Source organism: Flavobacterium sp. KACC 22763 (genome assembly GCF_028736155.1).
Lineage (GTDB): Bacteria > Bacteroidota > Bacteroidia > Flavobacteriales > Flavobacteriaceae > Flavobacterium.
This window is the reverse complement of record NZ_CP117879.1, coordinates 3,488,636-3,514,306: the sequence shown is the minus strand read 5'-3', so window position 1 is coordinate 3,514,306 and position 25,671 is coordinate 3,488,636. Positions and strand designations below refer to the sequence as shown.

At 32.9% G+C, this 25,671-nt stretch carries 16 protein-coding genes; 13 read left to right on the top strand and 3 right to left on the bottom strand.

The genetic code is table 11. The features are described 5' to 3' along the window. Positions 1 to 49 precede the first annotated feature (49 nt). Complete coding sequence (locus tag PQ463_RS14440; protein WP_274254292.1) at positions 50 to 1,000, top strand: ABC transporter ATP-binding protein; 951 nt, start codon at positions 50 to 52, stop codon at positions 998 to 1,000. A 105-nt stretch (positions 1,001 to 1,105) separates the two neighbouring features. Here the strand turns inward: PQ463_RS14440 and PQ463_RS14435 are convergent, their stop codons facing one another. Next, positions 1,106 to 3,517, bottom strand: coding sequence for an alpha/beta hydrolase family protein (locus PQ463_RS14435; protein ID WP_274254291.1), 2,412 nt, complete (start codon positions 3,515 to 3,517; stop codon positions 1,106 to 1,108). Between the two features lie 261 nt (positions 3,518 to 3,778). Between PQ463_RS14435 and PQ463_RS14430 the strand changes: the two genes are divergently transcribed. The 3 genes from PQ463_RS14430 (at position 3,779) to PQ463_RS14420 (ending at position 6,235) form a co-directional block, all read left to right on the top strand. Next, positions 3,779 to 4,786 (top strand): 3-oxoacyl-ACP synthase III family protein, encoded by a 1,008-nt coding sequence (locus tag PQ463_RS14430; RefSeq protein ID WP_095929390.1) that lies wholly within the window; start codon positions 3,779 to 3,781, stop codon positions 4,784 to 4,786. A gap of 272 nt (positions 4,787 to 5,058) precedes the next feature. Beyond that, entirely contained in the window at positions 5,059 to 5,382 is a 324-nt protein-coding gene (locus PQ463_RS14425) for a GIY-YIG nuclease family protein (protein ID WP_274254290.1), read from the top strand. 181 nt (positions 5,383 to 5,563) lie between these two features. Continuing rightward, positions 5,564 to 6,235: a copper homeostasis protein CutC gene (locus tag PQ463_RS14420; protein ID WP_111379940.1), complete on the top strand. Its 672-nt coding sequence runs from the start codon at positions 5,564 to 5,566 to the stop codon at positions 6,233 to 6,235. A 97-nt stretch (positions 6,236 to 6,332) separates the two neighbouring features. Here the strand turns inward: PQ463_RS14420 and PQ463_RS14415 are convergent, their stop codons facing one another. Beyond that, positions 6,333 to 8,753 (bottom strand): TonB-dependent receptor, encoded by a 2,421-nt coding sequence (locus PQ463_RS14415; RefSeq protein WP_274254289.1) that lies wholly within the window; start codon positions 8,751 to 8,753, stop codon positions 6,333 to 6,335. A gap of 329 nt (positions 8,754 to 9,082) precedes the next feature. Between PQ463_RS14415 and argS the strand changes: the two genes are divergently transcribed. The 4 genes from argS (at position 9,083) to PQ463_RS14395 (ending at position 16,967) form a co-directional block, all read left to right on the top strand. Beyond that, entirely contained in the window at positions 9,083 to 10,861 is a 1,779-nt protein-coding gene (gene argS / locus PQ463_RS14410; RefSeq protein ID WP_274254288.1) for an arginine--tRNA ligase, read from the top strand. 442 nt (positions 10,862 to 11,303) lie between these two features. Then, positions 11,304 to 14,471, top strand: coding sequence for a SusC/RagA family TonB-linked outer membrane protein (locus PQ463_RS14405; protein ID WP_274254287.1), 3,168 nt, complete (start codon positions 11,304 to 11,306; stop codon positions 14,469 to 14,471). A gap of 4 nt (positions 14,472 to 14,475) precedes the next feature. Next, positions 14,476 to 15,948: a RagB/SusD family nutrient uptake outer membrane protein gene (locus PQ463_RS14400; RefSeq protein ID WP_274254286.1), complete on the top strand. Its 1,473-nt coding sequence runs from the start codon at positions 14,476 to 14,478 to the stop codon at positions 15,946 to 15,948. A 311-nt stretch (positions 15,949 to 16,259) separates the two neighbouring features. After that, positions 16,260 to 16,967, top strand: coding sequence for a hypothetical protein (locus PQ463_RS14395; RefSeq protein ID WP_274254285.1), 708 nt, complete (start codon positions 16,260 to 16,262; stop codon positions 16,965 to 16,967). A gap of 75 nt (positions 16,968 to 17,042) precedes the next feature. Here the strand turns inward: PQ463_RS14395 and PQ463_RS14390 are convergent, their stop codons facing one another. Then, positions 17,043 to 17,945: a DUF6607 family protein gene (locus tag PQ463_RS14390; RefSeq protein WP_111379951.1), complete on the bottom strand. Its 903-nt coding sequence runs from the start codon at positions 17,943 to 17,945 to the stop codon at positions 17,043 to 17,045. A gap of 183 nt (positions 17,946 to 18,128) precedes the next feature. On the opposite strand from PQ463_RS14390, the gene PQ463_RS14385 reads away from it, so the two are divergent. The 5 genes from PQ463_RS14385 to PQ463_RS14365 all read left to right on the top strand — a co-directional run bounded on the left by PQ463_RS14385 (position 18,129) and on the right by PQ463_RS14365 (position 25,594). Continuing rightward, positions 18,129 to 20,117: a TonB-dependent receptor plug domain-containing protein gene (locus tag PQ463_RS14385; RefSeq protein ID WP_337992868.1), complete on the top strand. Its 1,989-nt coding sequence runs from the start codon at positions 18,129 to 18,131 to the stop codon at positions 20,115 to 20,117. A gap of 27 nt (positions 20,118 to 20,144) precedes the next feature. Beyond that, complete coding sequence (locus PQ463_RS14380) at positions 20,145 to 20,735, top strand: HmuY family protein (RefSeq protein ID WP_274254283.1); 591 nt, start codon at positions 20,145 to 20,147, stop codon at positions 20,733 to 20,735. A gap of 278 nt (positions 20,736 to 21,013) precedes the next feature. Further along, entirely contained in the window at positions 21,014 to 22,492 is a 1,479-nt protein-coding gene (locus tag PQ463_RS14375; protein WP_274254282.1) for an SGNH/GDSL hydrolase family protein, read from the top strand. Next, the gene (locus PQ463_RS14370) at positions 22,489 to 23,910 is read left to right on the top strand and encodes a GDSL-type esterase/lipase family protein (RefSeq protein WP_274254281.1); all 1,422 of its coding nucleotides are present in this window, start codon (positions 22,489 to 22,491) and stop codon (positions 23,908 to 23,910) included. Before PQ463_RS14375 ends, PQ463_RS14370 begins: the two co-directional genes overlap by 4 nt. Position 23,911: 1 nt before the next feature. Continuing rightward, positions 23,912 to 25,594, top strand: coding sequence for an MBOAT family O-acyltransferase (locus PQ463_RS14365; RefSeq protein WP_274254280.1), 1,683 nt, complete (start codon positions 23,912 to 23,914; stop codon positions 25,592 to 25,594). The last annotated feature ends 77 nt before the right edge of the window (positions 25,595 to 25,671 follow it).

Genomic DNA, 25,671 nt, shown 5'->3' with positions numbered 1-25,671 from the left:
TGACTTTAGAAATTAAACATTGTAAATTTGACGTCTCATATTACAACTCATGCTCGACATACAAAATATATCTTTTTCGTACACCGAAAGCCCCGTTATAAAAAACATTTCTTTTTCTATTGAAAAAGGCCAGAACATTGCCATTATTGGCGAGAGTGGCTGCGGAAAAAGTACGCTGCTCAAGCTTATATATGGACTTTACGATCTGGACGAGGGAAAGATTTTTTATGAAGATAAACCAGTTTTGGGACCAAAGTTTAATTTGATTCCAGGAATGCCTTACATGAAATATCTAGCCCAAGATTTTGATTTATCTCCTTATGAAACTGTAGCAGAAAACGTAGGTAAGTTTCTATCAAATGGTTTTGCAAACATGAAAAAACTTCGTGTTCAGGAATTATTGGAGATGGTAGAAATGGATCAGTTTTCTAATGTAAAGACCAAATTCTTAAGTGGTGGACAACAACAGAGAGTTGCTTTGGTAAGAGTTTTGGCTTTAGAACCAGAAGTGATTTTGCTAGATGAGCCATTTAGTCAGATTGATGCTTTTAGAAAAAATGCATTGCGACGTAATTTATTTCGTTACCTAAAGCAAAAAGGAATTACCTGTATTATTGCAACGCATGACAGTACTGATGCTTTGTCTTTTGCAGATCAGGCAATCGTGATGCGAAACGGAGAAGTCTTAGTAAAAGATGATCCTTCAAAAATATATGAAGATCCGCAAATTAAATATGTCGCTTCTTTGTTTGGAGAAGTAAATGAAATTCCAACTCATTTATTATTATCGTACGAAGACGAAACTCATAAAACATTAGTTTATCCACATCAGTTTAAAATGGTTTCAGAATCAAAACTAATGGTAAAGATTAGAAGAACTTATTTTAGAGGAGGCCATTATTTGATTGAAACGGTTTATAAAAGACAATTGATTTTCTTTGAAAGCGAAATAGATTTACCGCTTGAGCAAGAAGTGTTTTTAGCATTAAATTATTTATAATTAGAGAATGTGTCAATTAGAAAATTAGATAATTTCTAATTGTTAAAATAATAAACCCGACAGGTTTCAAAACTGTCGGGTTTACTTTTGGAATCAAATTGTGATTTAGTTTTTCAGATATTTTTCTAAAAACTGATCTTGTTCCCATAATAAGTGTAGAATGTTTTCTTTAGCCACATAACTATGAGATTCTTTTGGAAGAATAACCATTCTTGCAGGCGCTCCCAAACCTTTTAATGCTTGAAAGTAACGTTCTGTCTGCAAAGTAAATGTACCTGGATTATTATCTGCTTCTCCATGAACTAATAAAATTGGCGTTTTCATTTTTTCGGCATTCATAAATGGAGACATGGTATTGTAAACTTCGGGAGCTTCCCAGTAATTTCTCTGTTCAGATTGGAATCCGAATGGGGTTAAAGTCCTATTGTAAGCGCCGCTTCTTGCTATTCCGCAGGCAAAAAGATCAGAATGTGTCAATAAATTTGCCGTCATAAATGCTCCGTAAGAGTGTCCGCCAACAGCAACTTTTTTGCGGTTAATATATCCTAAAGCATCGACAGCATCAATCGCAGCGGCAGCATTATCGACTAATTGCGAAATAAAGTTGTCGTTTGGTTCTGTAGTTCCTTCACCAATAATTGGAAAAGCGGCATCGTCTAAAACAACATATCCTTTTGTAACCCAATATACAAATGATCCGTAGTAAGGAAATGTAAATTCGTTAGAATTTTGAGTCGATTGCGAAGCGCTGTTTCTATCTTTATATTCGGCTGGATAAGCCCAGATTAATAAAGGCAATTTTTCTTTTTTAGTTTTATCGTAACCGGCAGGAAGGTATAAAGTTCCTGAAAGTTCTAATCCGTCTTTACGTTTGTACTTAATAACTTCTTTGCTTACGTTTTTAATGCTTTCAAACGGATTTTTGAAATCAGTAACTTGTGTTAAGCTATTTTGTTTTTTAATATTTCTGAAAAAATAATTCGGATATTCACTTTTTGACTGAATTTGAACTAAGACTTTGCCAGACTTAAAATCTTCAATTTCTAAAATATCCTCTTTTTTATCTTTGTATGGAGAAGTATAAATACGCTTTGATTTTAAAGTTTCCAGATTGAATTCGTCAACAAAAGGAAATTGTCCATCTTTGGTGTAACCTTCGCCAATTCTGTACAAGTTGTTTTTTTCGATAGCTAAAACATATTTATTATAGGCATTTTTTCTTGTTTCAAAAACTCCAGGATCTGAATAAACATCTTGAGAATTTCTATCGGTAATCAATTTTGGCTGCTCACTTGGATTTGATGGATTTATTAAAAAAGTTCTAGTATTTCTCGTGTCGTACCATTCTTCTGAAAGAACCGCTAAATTGTCGTTCCCCCAAGTAATATCGCTGAAACGCTGTGGTGTTTTTGCCAATGAAGAAGCTTCTTTGTCAAAAGGTGCATCCCAAAGAAAAACTTCATCTCTAAAATCAACTTTATTTGCTGGGTCTCCTTCATCTAAAGCCACAACATAAGATAAAGTTGCAGGTTTGTCGTTTCTCCACGCCATTTCTCTTTTTCCTTTTCGAACAGCCATAAAACCTTTTGGCATAATTTCGTTTAAAGGAACCTCGTTTACCACTTTAATTTCCCTTCCAGTTAAATCATAAATAATAGTTTTAGAAGGAAATCTATACAAAGGAACTACATAAGAAAATGGTTTTTGAATGGTAGTCAGCATAATGTAATTGCCGTCTGGCGAAATTCTTTCTCCAAAATACATAGCAGCTTCTTTATACAAAGCAGCATTGCCATTTAGTTTTACTTTGTACAATTCAGAAGTTATACAGTTTTCAAAATTAGCTTCGTCGTTTTTGTTTTTGAGCATATCAGGATAAGTTCTGTTTTGAGATTTCTCTCCCGATGTATTCGAAATAATTGGCCCGGTAGGCAGATCTTTTTTAGAATCTAAGAGTGGCTGTCTATTTTTAGGAAGCATTTTTACTAAGATAGTTTCACTGTCCAAAAACCAGCTAAACGGATTTCCAAGATTTGCATTTACTCTAGCTTCTGTAAGTTTTTCAGCCTGTGCTGTTGCCACATCCAAAACCCAAAGTTCAACACCCGAATTTGTAGTATTAGAGAATAAGATTTTTTTGTCGTTTGGCGACCAGAGAATGTTTGTTATTTTTGGATTTTCAGGAAGGCCTTTAACCTGAATTTCTTCCTTACCACTTATTTTTCTTAGTTTTAGATTGTTTAGGTAAGTTGCAGTGCTTGAAATATTAGTTATGGGATTAATTCTTAAACCTGCCAAACGAACTTCATCTTGATTCAGATCATCGAGTGTTTTATAGGTATTGCGATACATTAAGAGCATGTTTTCTTTTTTCGTGTCCATAGACACAGAAGGTGCTCTTTGGTAATCTGCCAAATCCAAAATGGATTTAGAAGGTTTTTGATAAGTTAGATTTTCTTGGGCAAAAGAGAAAAAACTTATATTTAAAAATAAAAACAGCGTGACCTTTAATTTCATAGTTTAAATTTTTGGTGTTTATAATAGTATTCAAAATGTTTGTCTAAAATACTTTTATGTTGTTACATCTTAGGTCTGATTTTTAATTTTTTTCAATGTTTGTGTCTTAATATTGCCTTTTCAAGAAGTAAATGATGATAAGTCACCTTAGAATTAAAATATATTAAATTGCTAATAACGAAAAAAAAAGTATTTTGTGTACGTATATTTTAAAGTATGCGTAAATTTGCAATCCAATTTTTTAATAAATAATAATAGATTATGTATCATTCAAAAATAGCTGGTTTAGGATATTATGTTCCTTCCAATGTCGTAACTAACGATGATTTGTCTAAGATAATGGATACCAATGATGAATGGATTCAGGAAAGAACTGGAATTCAAGAAAGAAGACACATCATTCGTGGAGAAGACACTACGACTTCAATGGGAGTAAAAGCAGCTAAAATTGCAATAGAACGTTCTGGTGTTGCCAAAGAAGATATTGATTTTGTAGTTTTTGCTACATTAAGTCCAGATTATTATTTTCCAGGACCTGGAGTTTTGGTTCAAAGAGATTTGGGTTTAAGAACAGTTGGAGCATTAGATGTTAGAAATCAATGTTCTGGTTTCGTTTACGCAATTTCTGTGGCAGACCAATACATTAAAACAGGAATGTACAAAAACATTTTGGTAATTGGTTCTGAAGTTCACTCTACAGGATTAGACATGACAACACGCGGACGTGGAGTTTCAGTAATTTTTGGAGATGGAGCAGGAGCAGCAGTTTTAAGCCGTGAGGAAGATTTAACAAAAGGAATCTTGTCCACTCATTTACACTCTGAAGGAGAACATGCTGAAGAATTGGCACTGCAAGCGCCAGGAATGGGAGCACGCTGGGTAACAGATATTATTGCTGACAATGATCCAAACGACGAAAGTTATTATCCTTATATGAATGGACAGTTTGTATTTAAAAATGCTGTAGTTCGTTTTGCAGAAGTAATCAATGAAGGATTAGAAGCAAATGGATTGCAGGTTTCAGATATCGACATGTTAATTCCGCATCAGGCAAATTTGAGAATTTCGCAATTCATTCAAAATAAATTTAAATTAACAGACGATCAAGTTCATAATAATATTCAGAAATACGGAAATACAACAGCAGCGTCTATTCCGATTGCTTTGACAGAAGCTTGGGAACAAGGAAAAATCAAATCTGGAGATACTGTTGTTTTAGCAGCCTTTGGAAGCGGATTCACTTGGGCAAGTGCTATCATTAAATGGTAAAATAATCATCTTACATTATATTTTTTTAAAACCTGCTTCTATATTTGGAGCAGGTTTTTTTATACAGATTTGTCAGGCTGAGCGGAGTCGAAGCCCACGTTTCAATAGGAGCGCCCTTCGACTCCGCTCAGGGAGACAAATCTTTGACGATAACATGTGATTGATTTCTATTTGTCAGGCTGAGCGAAGTCGAAGCCCCGTTCCAATTGGCACGCTCTTCCATTTAATATTTTTGAATTAAATTTCTTACTTTTATTTGCAAAATAGAAATTATGAAAAGATATTACGTTTACATATTGAAATGCTCTGATGGAAGTTATTACACAGGAATGACAAATGATATAAATAGAAGATTAAATGAGCATGATTATGGGTTAAATAAAGAAAGCTATACTTTTAATAAACGACCTTTAGAGTTAGTGTTTTGCACAGAGTTTAATGACGTTATCCAAGCAATAGCATTTGAAAAACAAGTAAAAGGCTGGAGTAGAAAAAAGAAAGAAGCTATAATAAAAGATAAATGGGAGGATTTGAAAAAACTTTCTCAATGTTTGAATAAAACAACTCATGAAAATTTTAATAAAAAGGATGTTTAGTAGTAAATTAGCAGTCGATTTTGCTCAGTAGAACACAAGCTATTTGTCAGGCTGAGCGGAGTCGAAGCTCACGTTCCAACAGGAGCGCCCTTCGACTCCGCTCAGGGAGACAAAGATTGAACATAATTGTTTTGAAGTTTGTAAGGCTGAGTGAAACGAAAGCCCTTTTAATAAAATCAAAATGAAAAAAAATCAACTAGAAATAGCTTGTTTTAATTATGAATCGGCATTAATTGCTCAAGCAAATGGTGCGGACAGAATTGAACTATGTGAAAACATGAAACTGGGAGGAACAACGCCAAACTCAATTTTAGTGGTAAAAGTCCGTGAAAGTTTAAATATAAAAATGCATGTTATTATAAGACCTCGAGGTGGCGATTTTGTTTATTCGGATGAAGAGCTTACCGAAATGAAGCAAGATATTAAACACTATAAAAAGCTGGGTGTTGACGGTTTTGTTTTTGGAATTTTAAAGGAAAACGGAAAAGTCAATAAAAAGCAGAATAAAGAATTGGTACATCTAGCGCATCCGCTATCATGTACTTTTCATCGTGCTTTTGACGTGGTTAAAAATCCAGAAAAATCGCTTGAATCTATTATTGACTGTGGTTTCAAAACAATTCTGACTTCTGGTCAAGGAGTAAATGTTGAAGAAGGAATTGTTGCTTTAGAAAGACTTCAAGAACTAGCCGGCGATAGAATAGAAATTATGCCTGGTGGTGGTTTGCGATCTTCGAATATAAAATTACTGCAAGAAAAATTAGATCTGACTTTTTATCATTCGTCTGCAATCACCGATAATTCTGAAATTGCAAATCCCGAAGAAATAAAGGAATTACGAAACTTCTTGTAATAATGTATAAAACAAAAAAAGTCTGGAGTTGGCAAGCTCCAGACTTTTTTTCTACAAGAAATTATTCAAAAATTATTTAAAATCTTCTCAGACAAGATTAGAACATTCCGCCCCCGCCTTGGCTAGTATTGTCCTCTCTTTGTTTGCGCTGTAATTTTTTGATTTTTCCACCTCCAAAGTTGTAAGTCAAACCAAAGTAAACCGTTTGGCTTTCCCATTTAAACTGACCTGCTTGAGGATAAGGATTTTCAGTATCGAAAGCATATTTCATAGTGTTGAATACGTCATTGAAACGAACACTTAAATTCATTTTGTTGTCTAGCAACGTATAACGCGTACCAATATCCATTTTGTACATTTCGTGGCTGTTGTTTTGAAGTCCATCTGTAGCGCCTCTATAGAATCCGAAAGCTAAAAAGCTTAAGCGTTTGTTTACTTTAAAGTTAGAATTCATACGTCCATTAAATGCAGCAACAGTAACTGTTTTATTTTTAGGCCCAATTTCATTTTTTTCTGGAATAAAACCATATATAACTCCTGATTGATCAATACTAGAAAAATCAATCGATGGCTGGATGTCCCACCATTTTGTAATTTTATAATTGAATGACATTTCAAATCCATAAGCAGTATTGTGATCAAAATTTGTATAACTCATAATTTGCTTTTGCTCACTTGGATCGTTAGGATCTGGATATAAAATTCTGCTGATTTGATCATTAATGCTTCTCACAAAAACACCCGCTGTAAAACTTCCTTTTTCAAGAGTTTTAGTATAATTTACTTCGACAGAGTTAGTAAATTGCGGTCTTAATTCTGGGTTTCCTATCGAAGTTACTAATGGAGTAGCAAATTCACGAATAGGTTTTGTCTGCTCTAAACTCGGACGGTCTACACGACGGCTGTAGCTTAATTGCAAAGTATTTTTCTCAGTGATATTGTATGTTAAATAAGCAGATGGATACAAAGTGATATAATCATCATCAAATTTAGTTTGCCCGTAATTTAAGTTTGCTTGTACTTTATAACTTTCAAAACGCGCTCCAACTTGATAGCTTAGTTTTTTGAATTTCTGTCCAAATGTTACATAAGCAGAATAAATATCTGTGTCATAAGTATAGTGAGACGTTTGGTCTGCTACTGGTAATAAAGGATTTCCAGTAATATAATCGTTAGCCGTTCTTGTAATTCTAGCTTCTGCACCAGCTTCAAGAGTTGTTTTTTCGTTTAACGGATTAACATAATCTACGTTTACAGTGCTTAATTTTCTAGTGCCTTGTAGAAAATCATCGTATACAACATCTGAAGCACTATTGTCAATTTTAGTGGTTTTAGTATCAAAAGAAGCATTTTGTGATTCTTTATTATCGCTATAGTTTGCTTCAAAATCTAAAGTGTGACCTTCTTTTTTAAAGATATGTTTGTATGCCAAATTGTATGTCCCAACTCTGTCAGGTCCCCAATATCTTGATTTTTGGAAAATGTTTGAAATGTCAGACCCCGTTACATTATTGTAATCAATATCAGTATCTACGTAACCTTTACCAGTTGATTTGTTTTGGTTGGTATAGATCGATAAAGTATTATGATCGTCAATTAAATAATCCATTCCGATTTTGTATAAGTACGAATCGTTATCATTCAATACATTAATGTTTTGAGTGATATCTTGATCAAATCTTTGTATGAAACCTTTATTTTGGTATGTTCCAAAGTTTTGTCCCACATTTCCAAAGAAATTTACTTTACCCGTTTTATAGTTTAAATCTAAAGACTGATTATACTTCGCAGTTTTACCAAAAGTAATACCTCCACTGTAAGTTCCATTAAAACCAGTATTAGCATTTTTATGCAAGACAATATTGATGATTCCAGACATTCCTTCCGGATTATATTTTGCACTTGGATTGGTAATCAGCTCAATTTTTTTAATAGAAGTAGACGGAATCTGTTTCAATAACTGAGCAGGATCAATGTTTGTAGGACGACCATCAATTAATACACGAACATTATCGTTTCCGCGAAGCGAAAGTTTTCCGTCCTGATCTACATTCACAGAAGGAATATTGTTCATAATATCTGATGCTGAAGCTCCAGCTGTAGTTAAATCTTTACCAACATTAACTACTTTTCTATCGATTTTTTGTTCAATAGTAGAACGTTCAGCAACAATATTTACACCTTTAAGCTGTGTAGCTTCTTCCTCAAGAGCTACATTTACAGTTGCCGATTTTTTGTTTTCGCTCAAAAGAACAGATCCAATATATTTTCTAAATCCGATATATTGAATTTCGATCGTGTAACTTTTTAAGGCAATATTTTTAAATGAAAAGTCTCCGTTGTCATCTGTATTTACTCCAGAAACTACTTTTCCATTTTCTTTAAGCGAAACAGTGGCGTAAGAAATCGGCGCGCTGTTTGACTTTTCTGTAATTTTTCCAGAAACATTTCCAGTATTCTGGGCTTGTGCAGTTGCGATTATTCCAAATAACGCAAACAGAAAGAATTTTAATTTCATGATTTTTTTACTGATTATTTTTGATTTGATTGATGATGATTTCGTTTTGTTAGCTTTTTCTTTTTGTTTTTCCTGACTTCAAAAAAAATTAAAGTCTCTATTAAGACTCTTTTAGGGTTGATATGTTACAAGAAATTTCAGAAAAAAGCATATTTTTTTTCTCATAGGCTGTTTTGTAATAGATTAGCCTTTTGGTTTTTTGATAATTTTAACAATTAATATTTATGCTTTTTTGTCAAATTGAAACTCTTTTCTTGAATTTAATATGTTTTTGATTTTCTCTAATTGATGAATAAGCAGTATCTTTGCTCACTTTAAAATAAGTTTACATGTCATTATCACAAATTCTTACACCTTCTATACAAAAAGCAATACAAACATTATTTGATGTTACTGTTGATAAAATCGAGTTTCAAACTACTAGAAAAGAGTTTGAAGGAGATATTACGATGGTAATTTTTCCTTTATTGAAGGTGATTAAAAGTAATCCGGTTGAATTGGGGAACAAAATTGGAAATTATCTAGTTGAGAATGTTTCTGAAGTTGCTCGCTTTAACGTAGTTTCTGGTTTCTTGAATATTGTTATTTCAGACAGCTATTATGTAAATTTCTTTAACGGAATAAAAGATCAAAAACAATTCGGATTTGTAGCTTCAAACCCAGATGAGAAGGCGATTATGGTAGAATATTCTTCTCCAAATACCAATAAACCTTTGCACTTAGGACACGTTCGTAACAATTTATTAGGCTATTCTGTTGCAGAGATTTTAAAAGCTTCGGGTAAAAAAGTCTATAAAACGCAAATTATCAATGATAGAGGAATTCATATCTGTAAATCGATGTTGGCTTGGGAAAAATTCGGAAACGGAGAAACTCCTGAAACTTCTGGTTTAAAAGGAGATAAACTAGTTGGTAAATATTATGTAGAGTTTGATAAAGCTTACAAAAACGAAATTAGCGGTTTGATCGAAGCTGGTAAAACTGAAGAAGAAGCAAAAAAACAAGCGCCAATTATTATTGAAGCGCAAGATATGCTTAAGAAATGGGAAGCTGGTGATGAAGAAGTGATTGCACTTTGGAAAAAAATGAACGAGTGGGTTTATGAAGGTTTTGCAACAACTTACGCCAATCTTGGAGTTAATTTTGATAGATATTACTACGAAAGCAACACATACCTTTTAGGTAAAGATGTTGTACAAGTAGGTTTAGACAAAGGTGTTTTTGAAAAAGATCCAGATGGTTCTGTTTGGATTGATTTGACAGACGAAGGTCTTGATCGTAAAATTGTTTTACGTTCTGATGGAACAGCAGTTTATATGACGCAAGATATTGGAACCGCAATTCAGCGTGTTAAAGACATGCCAGATGTTGGGGGAATGGTTTACACAGTTGGAAACGAGCAAGATCATCACTTCAAAGTTTTATTCTTAATCTTGAAAAAATTAGGTTTTGATTGGTCTTCAACTTTATATCATTTGTCATACGGAATGGTTGATTTACCTTCTGGAAAAATGAAAAGTCGCGAAGGAACTGTCGTAGATGCAGACGACTTAATGCAGGATATGACCGATACAGCGAAACAAATTTCTGAAGATTTAGGAAAACTAGATAGCTATTCTGCAGAAGAAAAAGCGAAATTGTATAAAACGATTGGTTTAGGAGCTTTGAAATATTACATTTTGAAAATAGATCCTAAAAAACGTATTTTATTTAATCCAGAAGAATCTGTAGATTTTGCAGGAAATACAGGACCTTTCATTCAATATACGTATGCAAGAATCCAATCGATAATCCGTAAAGCCGATTTTGATTTTTCTAATAAAATTGAAATCGAAGAGTTGCACGAGAAAGAGAAAGAATTGGTAAAACAAATCGAACTTTTCCCAGAAGTAATTCAGAATGCGGCTCAAAACCATAGTCCAGCATTAATTGCCAATTATACTTATGATTTAGTAAAAGAATATAACTCTTTTTATCAGTCAGTACACATTTTAGGAGAAGTTGATTTGACTAAAAAAATATTCAGAGTGCAGCTTTCTCAAAAAGTTGCAGAAGTAATTAAATCTGCATTCCAATTATTAGGAATTGAAGTTCCAGAAAGAATGTAAGATTTAAAAATATATACAAGGAGTCAAAAGCCAATAGTTCAAAACTATTGGCTTTTTTTATTGCTTTTTTGACTTTGATGGGATATGCGAGGTGAAATTCTTATATAATTTTGCGATGGCTTTTGTAAGTATTACAATGCAAGTGATAAAGTTTTAAGTCAATTCTTCTAATATTCATTTTTAACTATTTTGAATTAGTACACTTTTAGTGAAAAATGATTGAGATAAAAGAACCATCTAATTTATTGGATGGTTTTTTATTCTTAATGACATTGCTACATTCAATTTTCTTCTCGGAAAATATTTCCTTTTTCACAACCTCACACGAAAACTATATATTTGTAGTATTAATATTATATTTTATATTGTTAAAAGTAGTTTGATTCTTGTTAAAATTATTTTAATTTTTTAAGTTCGCCCTCTCTAATTAAAAAACAAAATAATGAAACAAAAATTTAAAGGATTAGCAATTCTGGTGTTTCTTCTTTTCACGCAAGTATTTTTTGCACAAGAGAAAACAATATCAGGAATTGTGTCAGATGGAAACGGACCTATTCCAGGTGCGAATGTTGTGGTAAAAGGAACCAGTAGTGGTGTTCAAACTGATTTTGATGGAAAGTATAAGATAAAGGCAAAGACAGGTGATGTTTTGGTTTTTTCTTACATGGGAATGAAAGATCAGATTATTACTATTGGTAATTCATCTTCTGTAAATGTTAAATTGCAAGAGGATGGAAAAGAATTAGATGAGGTTGTGGTCGTTGCATATGGTACAGCTAAAAAAACTTCTTATGTCGGATCGGCTACACAAATAAAATCAGAACAACTTGAAAATAGGCCACTGACAAATGCATTGTCGGTTTTGGAGGGATCAACATCTGGAGTTCAAATTCAAAGTTCTGCCGGACAGCCTGGTGCAGCTCCAGAAATTAGAGTTCGTGGTTTTAGTTCAATTAATGGATCAAATACTCCTTTGTATATTGTAGATGGTGTTCCATACGCAGGAGATATAAGTAATTTAAATTCAAGCGATATTGAAAGTTTAAGTGTTTTAAAAGATGCATCTTCTACATCTTTATATGGGTCAAAAGCGGCAAATGGTGTTATTATTATCACCACAAAATCAGGAAAGTCACAAAAGGATAAATTTACCCTTAATCTAAGTACTGGAATGACTTCTAGATCTATTAAAGATTATAAAAGAGTAAATGCTTTTGATTATTATCCTTTAGAATGGGAAGCGATTAGAAATAGTCGCCCAATGGGTAATCAAGCGGAAATAGATGCGGCGAATATTTATGCGTCTGCAAGAGTTCCTGTTGTATTGGTGACCAACCCATTTAATGTTCCTAATGGAAGCATAGTTGGAACCGATGGTAAATTAAATCCTAATGCAAAGTTATTGTATCCTCAAGATCTTGATTGGGCAAACCAGTTGGAAAGAGCAGGTGTTCGCAAAAATGTAGATTTCTCTTATCAAGGAAAATCTGAAAAATCAAATTACTTTGCATCTTTAGGTTATTTGGATGAAGAAGGATACATACAGAAATCAGGTTTTGAAAGAACAACGGGAAGGCTGAATTTAAATACAAGTTTAAAAGAGTGGTTTAGAACGGGGGTAAACATATCTGGGACTTTGACTAATTCTAAATTAGGAACTGATGGCGTTGAAAATACCAATTCGTTTAATAATCCATTTAGAACGATAAGAACAATGGGGCCAATTTATCCAGTTTTTGATCATACAGAAAATGGCGATTATGTACTTGATGTAAATGGTGATCGTGTTTATTCGACTGTGAGAGGATCAGGGGCTTCTAATGGACGTAACGTTGTTTATGAAACTTTAAATAATACTGATGTGGCAAAAGGATTAGCCCTTTCAGCACGAACTTTTTTTGAGATTTCATTTACTAAGGATTTGAAATTTACAACAAATGCTTCTATTGACAAAACATATAGAAATAGAACTTATTCCTATAATACTGAAATTGGAGATGGAGCACCAACTGGATTAATGGGCAAAGAAGATAAAATACTAACAGGGATTACATATAACCAGTTATTGAATTACTCGAAGAAAATTGGAGAACATTCATTCAATATATTACTAGGACATGAAAGTTTTGATTATGAAACAAATTGGACCAGTAGTAGTAAAACAGGTCAAGTAGCGCCAGATATTATTGAATTTGTTAACTATGCTACAACTACAGGTTTAACATCTTTTACAAGAAATTATGCAACAGAATCATACTTTTCAAGAGCCGGTTATGATTATATGAATAAGTATATTTTTTCAGCATCATTAAGAAGAGATGGGTCTTCCAAATTTGCTGAGAATAATCGTTGGGGGAACTTCTGGTCTTTAGGTGGAGCTTGGGTAATTTCTAAGGAAAATTTCTTAAAGGATTATACGTGGCTTAATGATTTAAAGTTTAGAGCTTCAATTGGGAAAGTTGGAAATGATTCTCATATAATTGGCGATACAAATGATGCAGGATCAAAAATTAATGGTTTAAATTATTATGTTAGCCAGCCTACTTATAGTTTAGGTTATGATAATGGAAATGAAGGTGGTATCGTAACATATGCTGCCGCGGCACCAGATTTAAAATGGGAAGTTAATACTCAGAAAGATATTGCTGTAGAGTTTGGTTTGTTCAAAAACAGATTAAAAGGAAGTGTAGAGTATTATAATAGAAATACTGATGGATTAATTTTTTCAGTGCCTAATCCTTTGTCTTCAGGATTAGACAATAGAGTAGAAAATATTGGTTCTATGGTCAATAAAGGATTTGAAATTTCGTTAGACGGTGTTATCATTAAAACAAATGATTTCTCTTGGAGTTTAAATGTTAACGCGTCAACAATTAATAATAAAATTACAGAACTTCCTCAGGGAGAAATTATTGACGGAACTAAAAAACTTTCAGTAGGCCATTCTATATATGATTATTGGCTAAGAGATTGGTATGGGGTAGATTCTTCAGATGGATATGCTTTATATGTCGCAGATCCAAAATTTGTAAATTCAAGTGATGCTTCAATAAGAGTTGTAAATGGTGTAAATGTGACAACAGATCAAAATAAAGCATTATACCATTACGCAGGATCAGCTATTCCAGATTTGTTTGGAAGTTTTGGAAATACATTTAAATACAAAGGACTTCAGTTAGATGTTGTTTGTGCATATCAAATAGGCGGACAAATGTATGACACTAATTATTCTGTTTTAATGCATACGGGTAGTAATTATGGATCTGCTTTAAGTACAGATATTTTTAGAAGATGGCAGAAGCCTGGTGATATAACAGATGTGCCTCGATTAGATGTTAATAGAAATACTTCGGCAAGTGCAGCTTCTGATAGATGGCTAATAGGTTCAGATTATTTATCATTAAGACAAGTCAATTTATCATATAAAATGCCTTCAGAGTTTATATCAAAATTCGAAATCGATAATGCTTCAATTTATGTGAACGGGGAAAATTTAATGCTGTTCACAAAGCGCCAAGGAATGGATCCAACTCAAACTTTTAATGGAACGACTCAAAATAGATATATACCATCTCGAGTAATTTCATTAGGAGTGAATTTAAATTTTTAACATTATGAAATCAAATTATATTAAATTAATAGTTGCTGTTTTAGCAATAACTATTTTAGGCTCTTGTTCGGATGATTTTTTAGATAAAAAGCCAACTGAATTTGTTGATTACGAAGGAGCGACAAAAACCACGGAGAATTTAATGACGCTTTTGAATGGTGTGCACAGGTCATTGTATTATCTCTACGAGGATCAGAGTCAAGGAGGTTTAGGCGGTCTAATGGAACAAATTGATATCGCAGGTGACGACGTGGTTTTTCCAATTACTAACGGATGGTTTTTGACTGTTTATAATTGGAGCGCAATGACTAATGAAAATTCTACAGAACTTCGTTTTGCCTATAGAACGTATTATAGAATTATTAGAAATGCCAACACAATAATAAATGCAACTGATGTGGCAATTGGCTCTGATGCTGATAAGAAAATTGTAAAGGGACAAGCTTTAATTTATAGAGCATTTTGTCACTATCAATTGGTACAGTTATTTGGTAAGAGATATATAAATGGTGATGCAAATTCTCAGCTTGGTGTGCCAATTATCTTGACAGTAGGAAATGACAAGTTTCCACGTTCAAGTGTTGAAGAGGTGTATGTTCAAATTAACAAGGATTTAGATGAAGCGAATAGTTTGTTAATTGGTTATACAAAACCGAATAATTCACATTTAGATTTGAAGGTAGCTCAAGGTTTAAAAGCAAGAGTAGCTTTGACTCAAGGAAATTGGTCAATTGCGGCTGAATATGCAAATAAAGCCAGAGCTGGAAAGACTTTAATGCCAATGTCTGAATATGCTTTAGGTTTTAATGATTATAATAATAAAGAATGGATGTGGGGAAGCCATATTAATGAAGTTCAAACTCAGTATTTTGGAAATTTTGGAGCTTATATGTCTAGAAACTTTAGTTCAACGGTAATTCGTTCTTGCCCAAAAGCGATCAATAGTAAATTATATAATATGATTCCGTCAACTGATGTGCGTTCTACGATTTTTGATAAAACAGGAAAACATACTGCATTGGCACTTCCTTCGAATTTTGCAAAGTTTCCATATACTAGTCAAAAGTTTTTGGCTGTTAGTACAGGTGATAGTAGATGCGATGTTCCATATATGCGTGTTTCAGAAATGTATCTGATAGAAGCAGAGGCAAAAGCAAGACTTGGAAACGCAGATGCAGCAACAGTACTTTTTGAATTTGAAAAAACGAGAAATCCTTCTTATGTGTTATCGACAAATTCAGGACAGGCCCTTGTTGATGAAATTTTGCTTCAAAGAAGAATTGAATTATGGGGAGAAGGCTTTAGATTTTATGATTTAAAAAGAACAAATTCGACATTGGATAGAACTGATTCTAATCATGATGTTGGTATTACAAATGGAGTTATGAATGTAGGACCCTCAGATAAAAGATGGCAATGGTTGATTCCAAAAGTTGAAATTGACGCAAACCCATTGATTATACAAAACGAATTGTAAATTCTTATAACTAGCGAGCTCGAAAAAAACGAGCTCGCTTTTTTTGTTAATGTATTTAATAGAATGTCTCTTAATTGTTAAGTTTAATTCATCATAAGCTTAAGAATCTAAAGATGAATTTTCGTGTAAAAAAGTATTAACAAGATTTGTAAGTGTCAATTTTATAAGTATGTTTACGGTAAGAAATAATTGGTTATTTTTTAGTTGAAAGTATCAATAAATCAAGGGAAAAACAATTGATGTTAGTGTAAAAATAAATACGAGGAAGCCGAAAATCGAGAGAGTAGGCAAAATTTTAAACCCAAAAACCAATGATCAAAAAAACTTTACTTTTCATGATGCTTCTTGTAGCGTGTACAGCAACAAAAGCTCAAGATTTAATTAACCCATCTTATGGATTTTCACACAGTAAAACAGCTTACATTACGTTAACAGATGGAACAGAACTTAGCGGAACTATTAGGGATATTGATAGAGACAAAGGGTTAATTGAATTTATTAAGTTACAAGACGCAGCTGGAAAAAAACACAAACTTAAACCAGAGGATATTAAGCACATGTACTTACCACCAAGCGGACTTGATAATTTAACTAAAAAGCTAGATTTTATTTCAGATTACCAAAAATGGAACGACGATAAATTGAACCAAGAGTACCTTAAAGAAGGTTACGCTTATTTTGAAACAGCAGATGTACAAGTAAAGAAAAAAACTTCAAAACTTTTAATGCAGTTATTGAATCCAGCATTCAGTAAAGAACTTAGAATATATTGTGATCCACGTGCAAAAGAAACTACTTCTTTTGGAGTTGGAGGTGTTAAATTTGTTGGTGGAGATGCTAAATCTTACTATGTTGCTAAAAAAGATGCACCTGCATTTTTATTAAAGAAAAAAGAATACAAAAAAGAATTTGCAACATTGTGGAGTGGATGTGATAAATTAATCACTGCATCTTCAGCAGATCCAAAATGGACAGATTTATCAAAACATGCTGTTACCTATTCTGAGTGTGCTCAGTAATTGTATGAAAAAAAATAAAAAAAAGCCGGAAGTTTTGAGACTTCCGGCTTTTTCGTTTTAACAACTAATTCTAACTTACTTAACAAATTTGTCAATGATTTTATCTGTTTCTGCTTTTGAAGCATCTGGTTTCAAATCAAATAAAAGAGAGTAAAGTGCTTTTCTGTCAACTTTAGCCTCTAAGTTTAAGTCTTGGTGTCTGTCAAAAAGCGTTTGCCATTTGTCGCGAACGTTTTTCCAAAGTGCGTTATTTTCTTTCCACCATTTTTGTCCTGCAATACATTTTGAATCTGGGACTTTTGTGTAAACATCAAAGCCTTTTTCTTGCGCTAATAAAACATCTTTTCCAGCATCGTCACGAACCAATTTATCATTGTCTTGCTCATGATTCCATCCTGTAGAAGTGATTTCGTGAATGTTTCTTCTTTTCAAAACATTGTAATCGTTACGTTTTGTCTGTTCTCTTCTTGGAAGCGGTGCATCGGCAACATTTGCCCAATAGTCTTGTCCATCAACATGTACCCAAGTTGAAGATCCTTCATATCTTGGACTATCATCTACTTGATATACTTTTTGAGTCCACTGTCCTTTAACCGCTTTTTTATCTAATTTTTTGTATTTCCAAGAATTGCCTTTGTCAAAAGTATATAAGTCTGTGTTTTCGTAAAGCCAATCTTGTCTCCAGTGTTTGATAATCATATCAGGACTTACAATAAGTAAATGCTGCATTACGATTTTGTTTGGGGTATCTTCTAGTAGCTCAACCCATTCTAAAGCAGATTCGTGTTTCGTTTCAGAAGGTTTATAAGTAAGAGAATCTTTAGGGTATGAGAAAGTTTCTGTGAAATTAAACTTCACTTCATAACAACCACACATAGATTTAATTGACTTGATGTCTTGTTGTTTTTTGTCCTGACTAAAACCAAGACTGCATGTTAAAGCCATAGCGGCTGACATAAATAGGCTTTTTGAAATCATAACTTATTGTTTTGTTTTTAAAATTTTCGCAAATATATAAATTTTATTTAGAACAATTAAAAATAGTTATATATTTGCATCGATTATTAAGACTGAATAAAAATAATGAATTTTAGAATTACTCTTTTTACTGTTGTGTTTTTTTGTCAAATTTCTGTATCTCAGAATGTTAAAAAAGATAGTGTGGAAACAAATGAATTATCGGAAGTTAAAGTTACTACTGCAACTAGAACAGAAAGAGTGCTTTCGTCATTGCCTTTGCCAATGACAATTATTACATCTGAAGCAATTATGAAGTCTGGTCTTACAAGATTAAATGAAATTTTAAGCGAGCAAACTGGTATTATTTTAATTCCTGACGAAAGTGGTTTTGAAGGAATTCAAATGCAAGGATTGGATGCGGCTTATACTATGATTTTAATTGATGGAGTGCCATTAGTAGGTAGAAGTGCTGGTGTTTTGGATTTATCAAGGGTTTCCGTGGGAAATATAGAGAGAATTGAAATCGTTAAAGGAGCTTCTTCAGCATTGTACGGTTCTGAAGCAATGGGAGGAGTAATAAATGTAATTACAAAAAGACCTAAAAAAGATACATTTACGGGAAGTCTTTCTTATAGGTACGCAACTTTTAATACCAATGATGCTAACACGAATTTGCTGTGGAAAAAGAAGAAATTTTCAGCTAATCTTTTTGCCAATTTTTATTCTACAGATGGTTATGATTTAGATAAAAGTACACCTCTAAAAAATGTAGAGCCATTTTATAATTTTACAATCCAACCTAAGATATATTACGATTTTTCAGAGAACTTAAAGCTAATTGTAAACAACCGTTTTTACGATATGAAAATGGATAATGTGGCAATTATCGATTCTGAAAACTATAAAGGCGATGCAAAAGAAAAAGAATGGAATTCGCAAATTAAATTTGAGCATAAATGGAGCTCAAAAGTGTATTCTGAATATGAGTTCTACACGACGAATTACCAAAATGATTCCTTTTTAAATGATAAGAATAATGTTCCTTATGAAAGTGCTTATTACAATCAATGGTTAATTCGTCCAGAAATTAGAACAACGATTTCATTAAAAAATGATAAACTAACAGGTGGAGTTGGATTAAATTATGAGACTTTAGACAGAACTTATTTTGAAAAACAAGTAAACTTTAATTCGCAATATGTTTACCTGCAATACGATTACAACCCAACGGAAAAATGGAATATTCTTGCTGGGTTTAGATATGATAATCATAGTGAATATGCTTCGCAGTTTAGCCCAAAATTAGCTGTCAATTATAAGGTTAATGAGAATTTTTCTTTAAAATCTTCTGTAGGATATGGTTACAAGGCTCCAGATTTTCGTCAATTGTATTTTGATTTTACAAATCCATCGGTTGGATATACGGTTTTGGGATATAATGTTGCAGAAGACCGTTTAAATCAACTTGAAGAACAGGGGCAACTTTTGTCTAGAGTAGATGGAGTAAATTTTGGTGAACCTCTGAAGCCAGAAAGCTCAATAAACGTGAATCTTGGAACTTTTTACAAGAAAAATAAATTAAGACTAGACGTGAATGCGTTCTATAATTCAATAGAAAATTTAATTGATACTCGAGTTGTTGCTCAAAAAACGAATGGTCAGAATGTCTTCAGTTATTTTAATATTAGTAAAATCTTTACGTACGGTTTAGAGTTTAATTCAACTTATGATTTTACAAAACAATTATCAGTATCATTTGGTTATCAGTTTTTAACGGCAAAAGACAAATCTGTTTTGGATAATTTCGAAGATTACCAATACATCCGCAACTCAGATTTACAAACCGTTCAAATTAAAAAATCTGATTATTTCGGATTGTTTAACAGGTCAAAACATACGGCCAATGTTAAATTCGCCTACACTATCCCTAAAATAAAAACCGACATCAACTTGCGTGTTTTTTACAGAAGTAAATACGGAATGTTTGATACAAACGGTAATCAGATACTTGACAAATATGACACATTTATCGATGGTTATTTCTTAACAAACCTGTCAATTTCAAAATATATCGGAGATAAATTCATGCTTCAGGCAGGAGCCAATAATTTATTTGATTTTACAGATCCTAGCCAAATTAGCAACTTGGCAGGCAGACAGTTTTTTGCACGAATTCAATATAATTTTTAATCAATATTTATTTAAACCTTTTACAAAATGAAAACAAAATTCTTAAAACTTTCGCTTTTAGCATTATTTATTTTTACAGCATCTTGCAGTAGCGATGACGATAAAAATGAAGTTGCACCAGTAGTAACTACAAAAGTTTCTAATTTAGACGCAACTTCAGCGGAATTTACAAAGTTCAGCTTCTCAGAAAACAAAGTGGTTACTGGTGATAAATGGGATATTGCTTTTAGTAAAACTACTATTCTGGTTAATGGAGGAGCTAAAAAAGCTGATGCAGAGCCAAGTAGAACCGGATCTGGTGCCGTAAGTATCGTATCAGGTACATTTTCAGGAGTAACATTGTTTCCTTCAGCCTCTACTTTTGTTCAAGATGGCGCTACAGCATATGCAATTCCTACGGGAAGCGGAAACGGTTGGTACAGCTATAATGCAACAACTCATGTTATTTCTCCAATCGCTGGTAAAGTTTTTGTTGTAAAAACTAATGACGGTAAATATGCAAAATTTGAAATATTAAGCTATTATAAAGATGCTCCAACAACACCATCGGAAACTTCTGTATCTGGATATTATACCTTTAATTTCGCGTATCAAGCAAACAGTACTACAACATTCTAATTAAAGGGTAATAAGCTTGGATAGTTTATTTTATACAGGTACTTTTAAATAAAAACATCAAAAATCTAGTGAATCATTAGCTTTGTTTTTTTTATTTTTTTTTGGCAAGAGGTTAGAATTTTTCTAGCCTCTTTTTTTTGTTCTACTTTCTTGTTAAAATGAAATAGAAACAAAATGTTATTCTATCTTTGCACAAATTTTTTCTGCAGTGAGTTAACCATAATTTAATTGGTTTAATTTTTGAATGCAGTTCCTCATATTTTATTATAATTATTTAAGTGAATACAAAGTCTTATTTTTTTCAGTCTTTTGCGATCGTTGCGTTAGCGCTGGTTGCTTTTATTGGGTTTAAACAAATCCTTCCAGATAAAATATTTTCTGAGACTAAGTTAGATTCTAAAAATATATTGATAGATAGTATGCTTTTAGAATCTGTTGCCGACGATTCATTATCGCTAGACAAAGACAGTATTGCAAAAAGTGAGCAAGCATTAAATGGGCAGAAAATTGTTTTTGATGAAACAGAAGGAATTGAATTTCCTGCTGAAACATTCGAAAACTATAAAGGATATCAATATCTGATTTCTTTCTATGAGAAATTGTATCAGTTAGAGAAAAATCCGCAGAATAAAGTAAGAATCGCTTATTACGGAGATTCTATGACCGATGGAGATTTAATCGTGCAAGATGTTCGTACCAATTATCAAGAACGTTTTGGAGGAAACGGTGTCGGTTTTGTTCCTATTACTTCAGAATCCGCAGCCTCTAGAGGATCTGTAAAATCAACTTATTCTAAAAACTGGAAAACGCAGTCTTATTTAAACGTAAAAAGACCAACAAGTCCTTTTGGCGTTAACGGGCATGTGTTTTTTGCAAATGATAAATCCAATTCAACTTGGGTTCAGTATGAAGCTGGATTGAACAAATATTCAACTTCTTTAGATAATGCAACATTATTTTACGGACGTTCGTCTAAAGTGGGAAAAGTGAATTTCATTATAGGAAAAGATACACTTAAGAAAAGTCTTTCTCCGAATAGTTTAGTAAATACATTGAAAGTTTCATCAGGAAGTTTAAAAGCTTTTAAAGCAAATTTTGTACAAGCAGATTCTATTCCGATTTACGGATTTAATTTTGATAATGGAAGCGGAGTTCATGTCGATAACTTCTCGCAAAGAGGAAATTCAGGACTTCCAATTTCGATGTTCAATGCCGATGTAATGAGAGCTTTTAATAATAGCTTAAGATACGATTTGATTATTCTGCACTACGGAACCAACGTTTTAAATTATGGAACAAAAAATTATTCTTGGTATGAAAAAGGAATGACGAAAACCGTTAATAAAATAAAAGAATCTTTCCCTGGAGTTTCTATCTTAATTGTTTCAACTGCTGATAAGTCAACAAAATATGATTTGGAAATGAAAACCGATTCGGCCGTAGTTCCTTTGATGAAAGCACAAAAACATTATGCATTGGAAACACAAGCAGGTTTTGTAAATCTATATACTTTGATGGGAGGAGACGGTTCTATGATAAAATGGGTTGATGAAACTCCAGCCAAAGCAAATAAAGATTATACGCATTTTAACCAGCGTGGCGCAAAAGCCATTGGTAATTTGCTGTATGGACAATTAAATAAAGGATACGAAGAATATAAAGTACTCAGACAAAAAAGAGATGCTGAAGGGACTAAGCCAAAACCAGTAAAAAGAGCCAGACCCGATTCCGTTTCAGTAACAAAAGATAGTGTATGATAAATAAACTTATGGTTTTCTTTTGTTGTCTTTTTTTTACAACAAATGAAAAAACTCCAAAAACAGACGTACAGCCAATACCAAAAAGCATGATTCAAAAAGTGGATACCGCAGCAATTGATGAGCCTATAGATGGTCAAATTTATAATGCAAAAGCAATAAGCGATCTTTTTCACAAGCTTGAAAAAAATGAAGGTGAGAAAAACCAAAAAATCAATATTGTACATATTGGTGATTCGCATATTCAAAGCGATTTGATGACGAATGAAATTAGAAAAAAACTGCAGCAGCAATTTGGTAATGCAGGACGCGGTTTGGTTTTTCCTTATCAATTAGCCAGAACAAACGGATCTTACAACGAGCGTTTTAGATCGAACAGAACTTGGGAGAGTTATAGAAATATATATCCCGTAAAGCAATGTCCAATCGGGATAAGCGGAATTGGGCTTTGGAGAGATTCAGGCGGATTTGTTTTAGAAATGAACGTAAAAGATCCTGCGTACAAATTCAATACAATAAAAATTATTACGCCTCAAAATCAGAATATGTTTGATTTGGCTACTTCTTCTAAAATCAATTCTATTCAGACAACAGAGCGAAGAGTCATTACGCATAAAATTAAGAAAGGTGAGGTGCTTGGAAGTATTGCAGATAAATACAATGTTTCGGTTGCCGAGATTAAAAGAGAAAATCATTTAAAGTCGAATAATATCCGTGCCGGGAGAACTTTAAAAATTTCAACAAACGAAACAAGAGCAAAAACCATTTCAATGTCAGAGTTTGTTCCGCTGGCAATCGAATCAGATTCTTTTTCACATTATTATAATTCAGAAAATGCTTTAAGCCGAATTTTCTTGATTCCAAATAAAGAAGCAAAGGATTACGAATTGAACGGAATTGTGTTAGAAAAAGATGCTCCAGGGGTTATTTATAGCAGTATTGGAGTAAATGGAGCTAAATATTCAGATTACAATAAATATCCATTGTTTTTTGATCAATTGAAATCATTGCATCCTGACCTGCTGGTTTTTTCGCTGGGAACAAATGAAAGCTATGAACACCTAGATCCAGAAAATTATATTAAAGAATTGCGAGAGTTTATCAATAATATAAGAGCACAAAAAATAGATGCTCCTATAATTGTAATGACACCTCCGCCATCATTGTTAAGACGAAAGCCAAATACCTATATTGATAATTATACAAGGCAAATTATAGATATAGCCCAAAAAGACGGTTTTGCTGTTTGGGATTTGTACGATGAGTTTGGAGGCATGAGCGGAATCAGGCAATTAAAAGTACAGGGATTAATTGGGCCAGACTGGGTTCATTATTCAAAAAAAGGATACGAGAAACAAGGAAATCTGTTTGCTCAGGCGTTTTTAAGATCATACGATAATTTTAAATTAAAGAAGTAAGTTGACAACAATAGATAGCATTAATAATTGGTTCATTCAAAATTTTGGTGCAATTACAATAGAACAAGTTAAAAGTTGGTTTGTTTATAATGAAGACGAAAAACTTTTATTCAATACCGGTTTATTCTTAGGTTTATTTCTGGTTTTCTATTTTGTGTATGGTTTTTTACGCAAAACATTTTATTTGAGATTAACGTATGTTATTCTCTTCTCATTATTCTTTTACTATAAATCGAGCGGTATTTATTTTCTGCTCTTATTGCTTTCGTCAGTTGTAGATTATGGTTTGAGCCAGATTATTTACCGAGAAAGCAGAGACGGAGTTAAGAAATTTTACTTGGTAATTAGTGTCATTTTGAATTTGGCACTTTTAGGCTATTTCAAATACATGAATTTCTTGATTGTGACTTACAATGATATGTTTCATGGTAATTTTGCACTTCATAATGTTTTCCTTCCTGTTGGAATTTCGTTCTATACATTCCAGTCGATGAGTTATATTATTGAGATTTATAGAGAAGAAATTAAACCGACAAAAAATTACATTGAGTATTTATTCTTCGTATCATTCTTTCCTCAATTAGTTGCAGGACCAATTGTTCGCGCAAAAGATTTCCTTCCTCAGATTTATCAAAAATTAAACTTAACAAAACAAGACGTAAACAATGCTTTATTTTTGATTATTGGAGGTTTAATCAAGAAGACCGTAATCTCAAATTATATCTCAGTAAACTTTGTCGATCGTGTTTTTGATACACCGATGAGCTACACTTCGTTCGAAAATTTAATGGCTTCGTACGGATATGCGATTCAGATTTACTGTGATTTCTCTGGATACTCAGATATGGCAATTGGTATAGCGTTATTACTCGGATTTAAATTGCCAGTCAACTTTAGAACTCCGTATAAGTCAACTTCGATTACCGATTTCTGGAGAAGATGGCATATTTCGCTTTCGACTTGGTTAAAAGACTTTTTATACATTTCTATTGGAGGAAACCGTAATGGATCTTTCGCAGGATATTTATTCCCAAGTTTATTTTTTTTCGGATTGTTGCTTTGGGGAATGTCTTGTTATAATGAAAGTATAATTCCGCTTATTATTGCAGGAATCAGTATTTTAATTTTTGCTTTGTCGTTTTTACTTTCAAGCAAAATCAAACAGACTTTAGTAACCAATTTCAATTTGTTTACTACAATGCTTTTAGGAGGTTTGTGGCATGGAGCAGGAGCACAGTTTATTGTTTGGGGAGCATTACACGGATTAGCTTTGGCAGTTCATAAAATATTCATGGAATTCTTTCCGTCGAAGAAAGGTAAAAGCCCAAATTTCTTGTGGAGATTTTTCTCAATCTTAATTACTTTTCATTTTGTGGTTTTCTGTTGGATATTTTTCCGCGCAAGAGATTTTGAAACGGCATTACAAGTAATTAATAATATCGGACAATTAACATTCGAACCAGAACTTTGGAAAACAATTGTTCTTGGATATAAAAATGTATTCGGATTAATGCTGTTCGGTTATGTTTGGCATTTCTTGCCAGAAACTTTCACTAACGGAATGAAATCGGTTTTCGACAAAACTCCATTATTAGTAAAAGCAATAATCTTGGGATTTGTTTACTGGATTGTTTATGCAACAGCAGTTGCCGGTTCGCAGCCATTTATATACTTCCAGTTTTAATTCTGGAGGTTCATAGCAACAAAGGCACAAAGATTTTATTCTTTGTGCCTTTTTCTTTTGCCACAGATTAGAAGGAT

Excerpts from the sequence above, each read along its gene's own strand:
- PQ463_RS14400 (WP_274254286.1), top strand. The coding sequence starts at position 14,476 with ATGAAATCAAATTATATTAAATTAATAGTTGCTGTTTTAGCAATAACT.
- PQ463_RS14390 (WP_111379951.1), bottom strand. The coding sequence starts at position 17,945 with ATGATTTCAAAAAGCCTATTTATGTCAGCCGCTATGGCTTTAACATGC.
- PQ463_RS14395 (WP_274254285.1), top strand. The coding sequence starts at position 16,260 with ATGATCAAAAAAACTTTACTTTTCATGATGCTTCTTGTAGCGTGTACA.
- PQ463_RS14405 (WP_274254287.1), top strand. The coding sequence starts at position 11,304 with ATGAAACAAAAATTTAAAGGATTAGCAATTCTGGTGTTTCTTCTTTTC.
- PQ463_RS14370 (WP_274254281.1), top strand. The coding sequence starts at position 22,489 with ATGATAAATAAACTTATGGTTTTCTTTTGTTGTCTTTTTTTTACAACA.
- PQ463_RS14415 (WP_274254289.1), bottom strand. The coding sequence starts at position 8,753 with ATGAAATTAAAATTCTTTCTGTTTGCGTTATTTGGAATAATCGCAACT.
- PQ463_RS14425 (WP_274254290.1), top strand. The coding sequence starts at position 5,059 with ATGAAAAGATATTACGTTTACATATTGAAATGCTCTGATGGAAGTTAT.
- PQ463_RS14435 (WP_274254291.1), bottom strand. The coding sequence starts at position 3,517 with ATGAAATTAAAGGTCACGCTGTTTTTATTTTTAAATATAAGTTTTTTC.
- PQ463_RS14440 (WP_274254292.1), top strand. The coding sequence starts at position 50 with ATGCTCGACATACAAAATATATCTTTTTCGTACACCGAAAGCCCCGTT.
- PQ463_RS14430 (WP_095929390.1), top strand. The coding sequence starts at position 3,779 with ATGTATCATTCAAAAATAGCTGGTTTAGGATATTATGTTCCTTCCAAT.
- PQ463_RS14420 (WP_111379940.1), top strand. The coding sequence starts at position 5,564 with ATGAAAAAAAATCAACTAGAAATAGCTTGTTTTAATTATGAATCGGCA.
- PQ463_RS14380 (WP_274254283.1), top strand. The coding sequence starts at position 20,145 with ATGAAAACAAAATTCTTAAAACTTTCGCTTTTAGCATTATTTATTTTT.
- argS (WP_274254288.1), top strand. The coding sequence starts at position 9,083 with ATGTCATTATCACAAATTCTTACACCTTCTATACAAAAAGCAATACAA.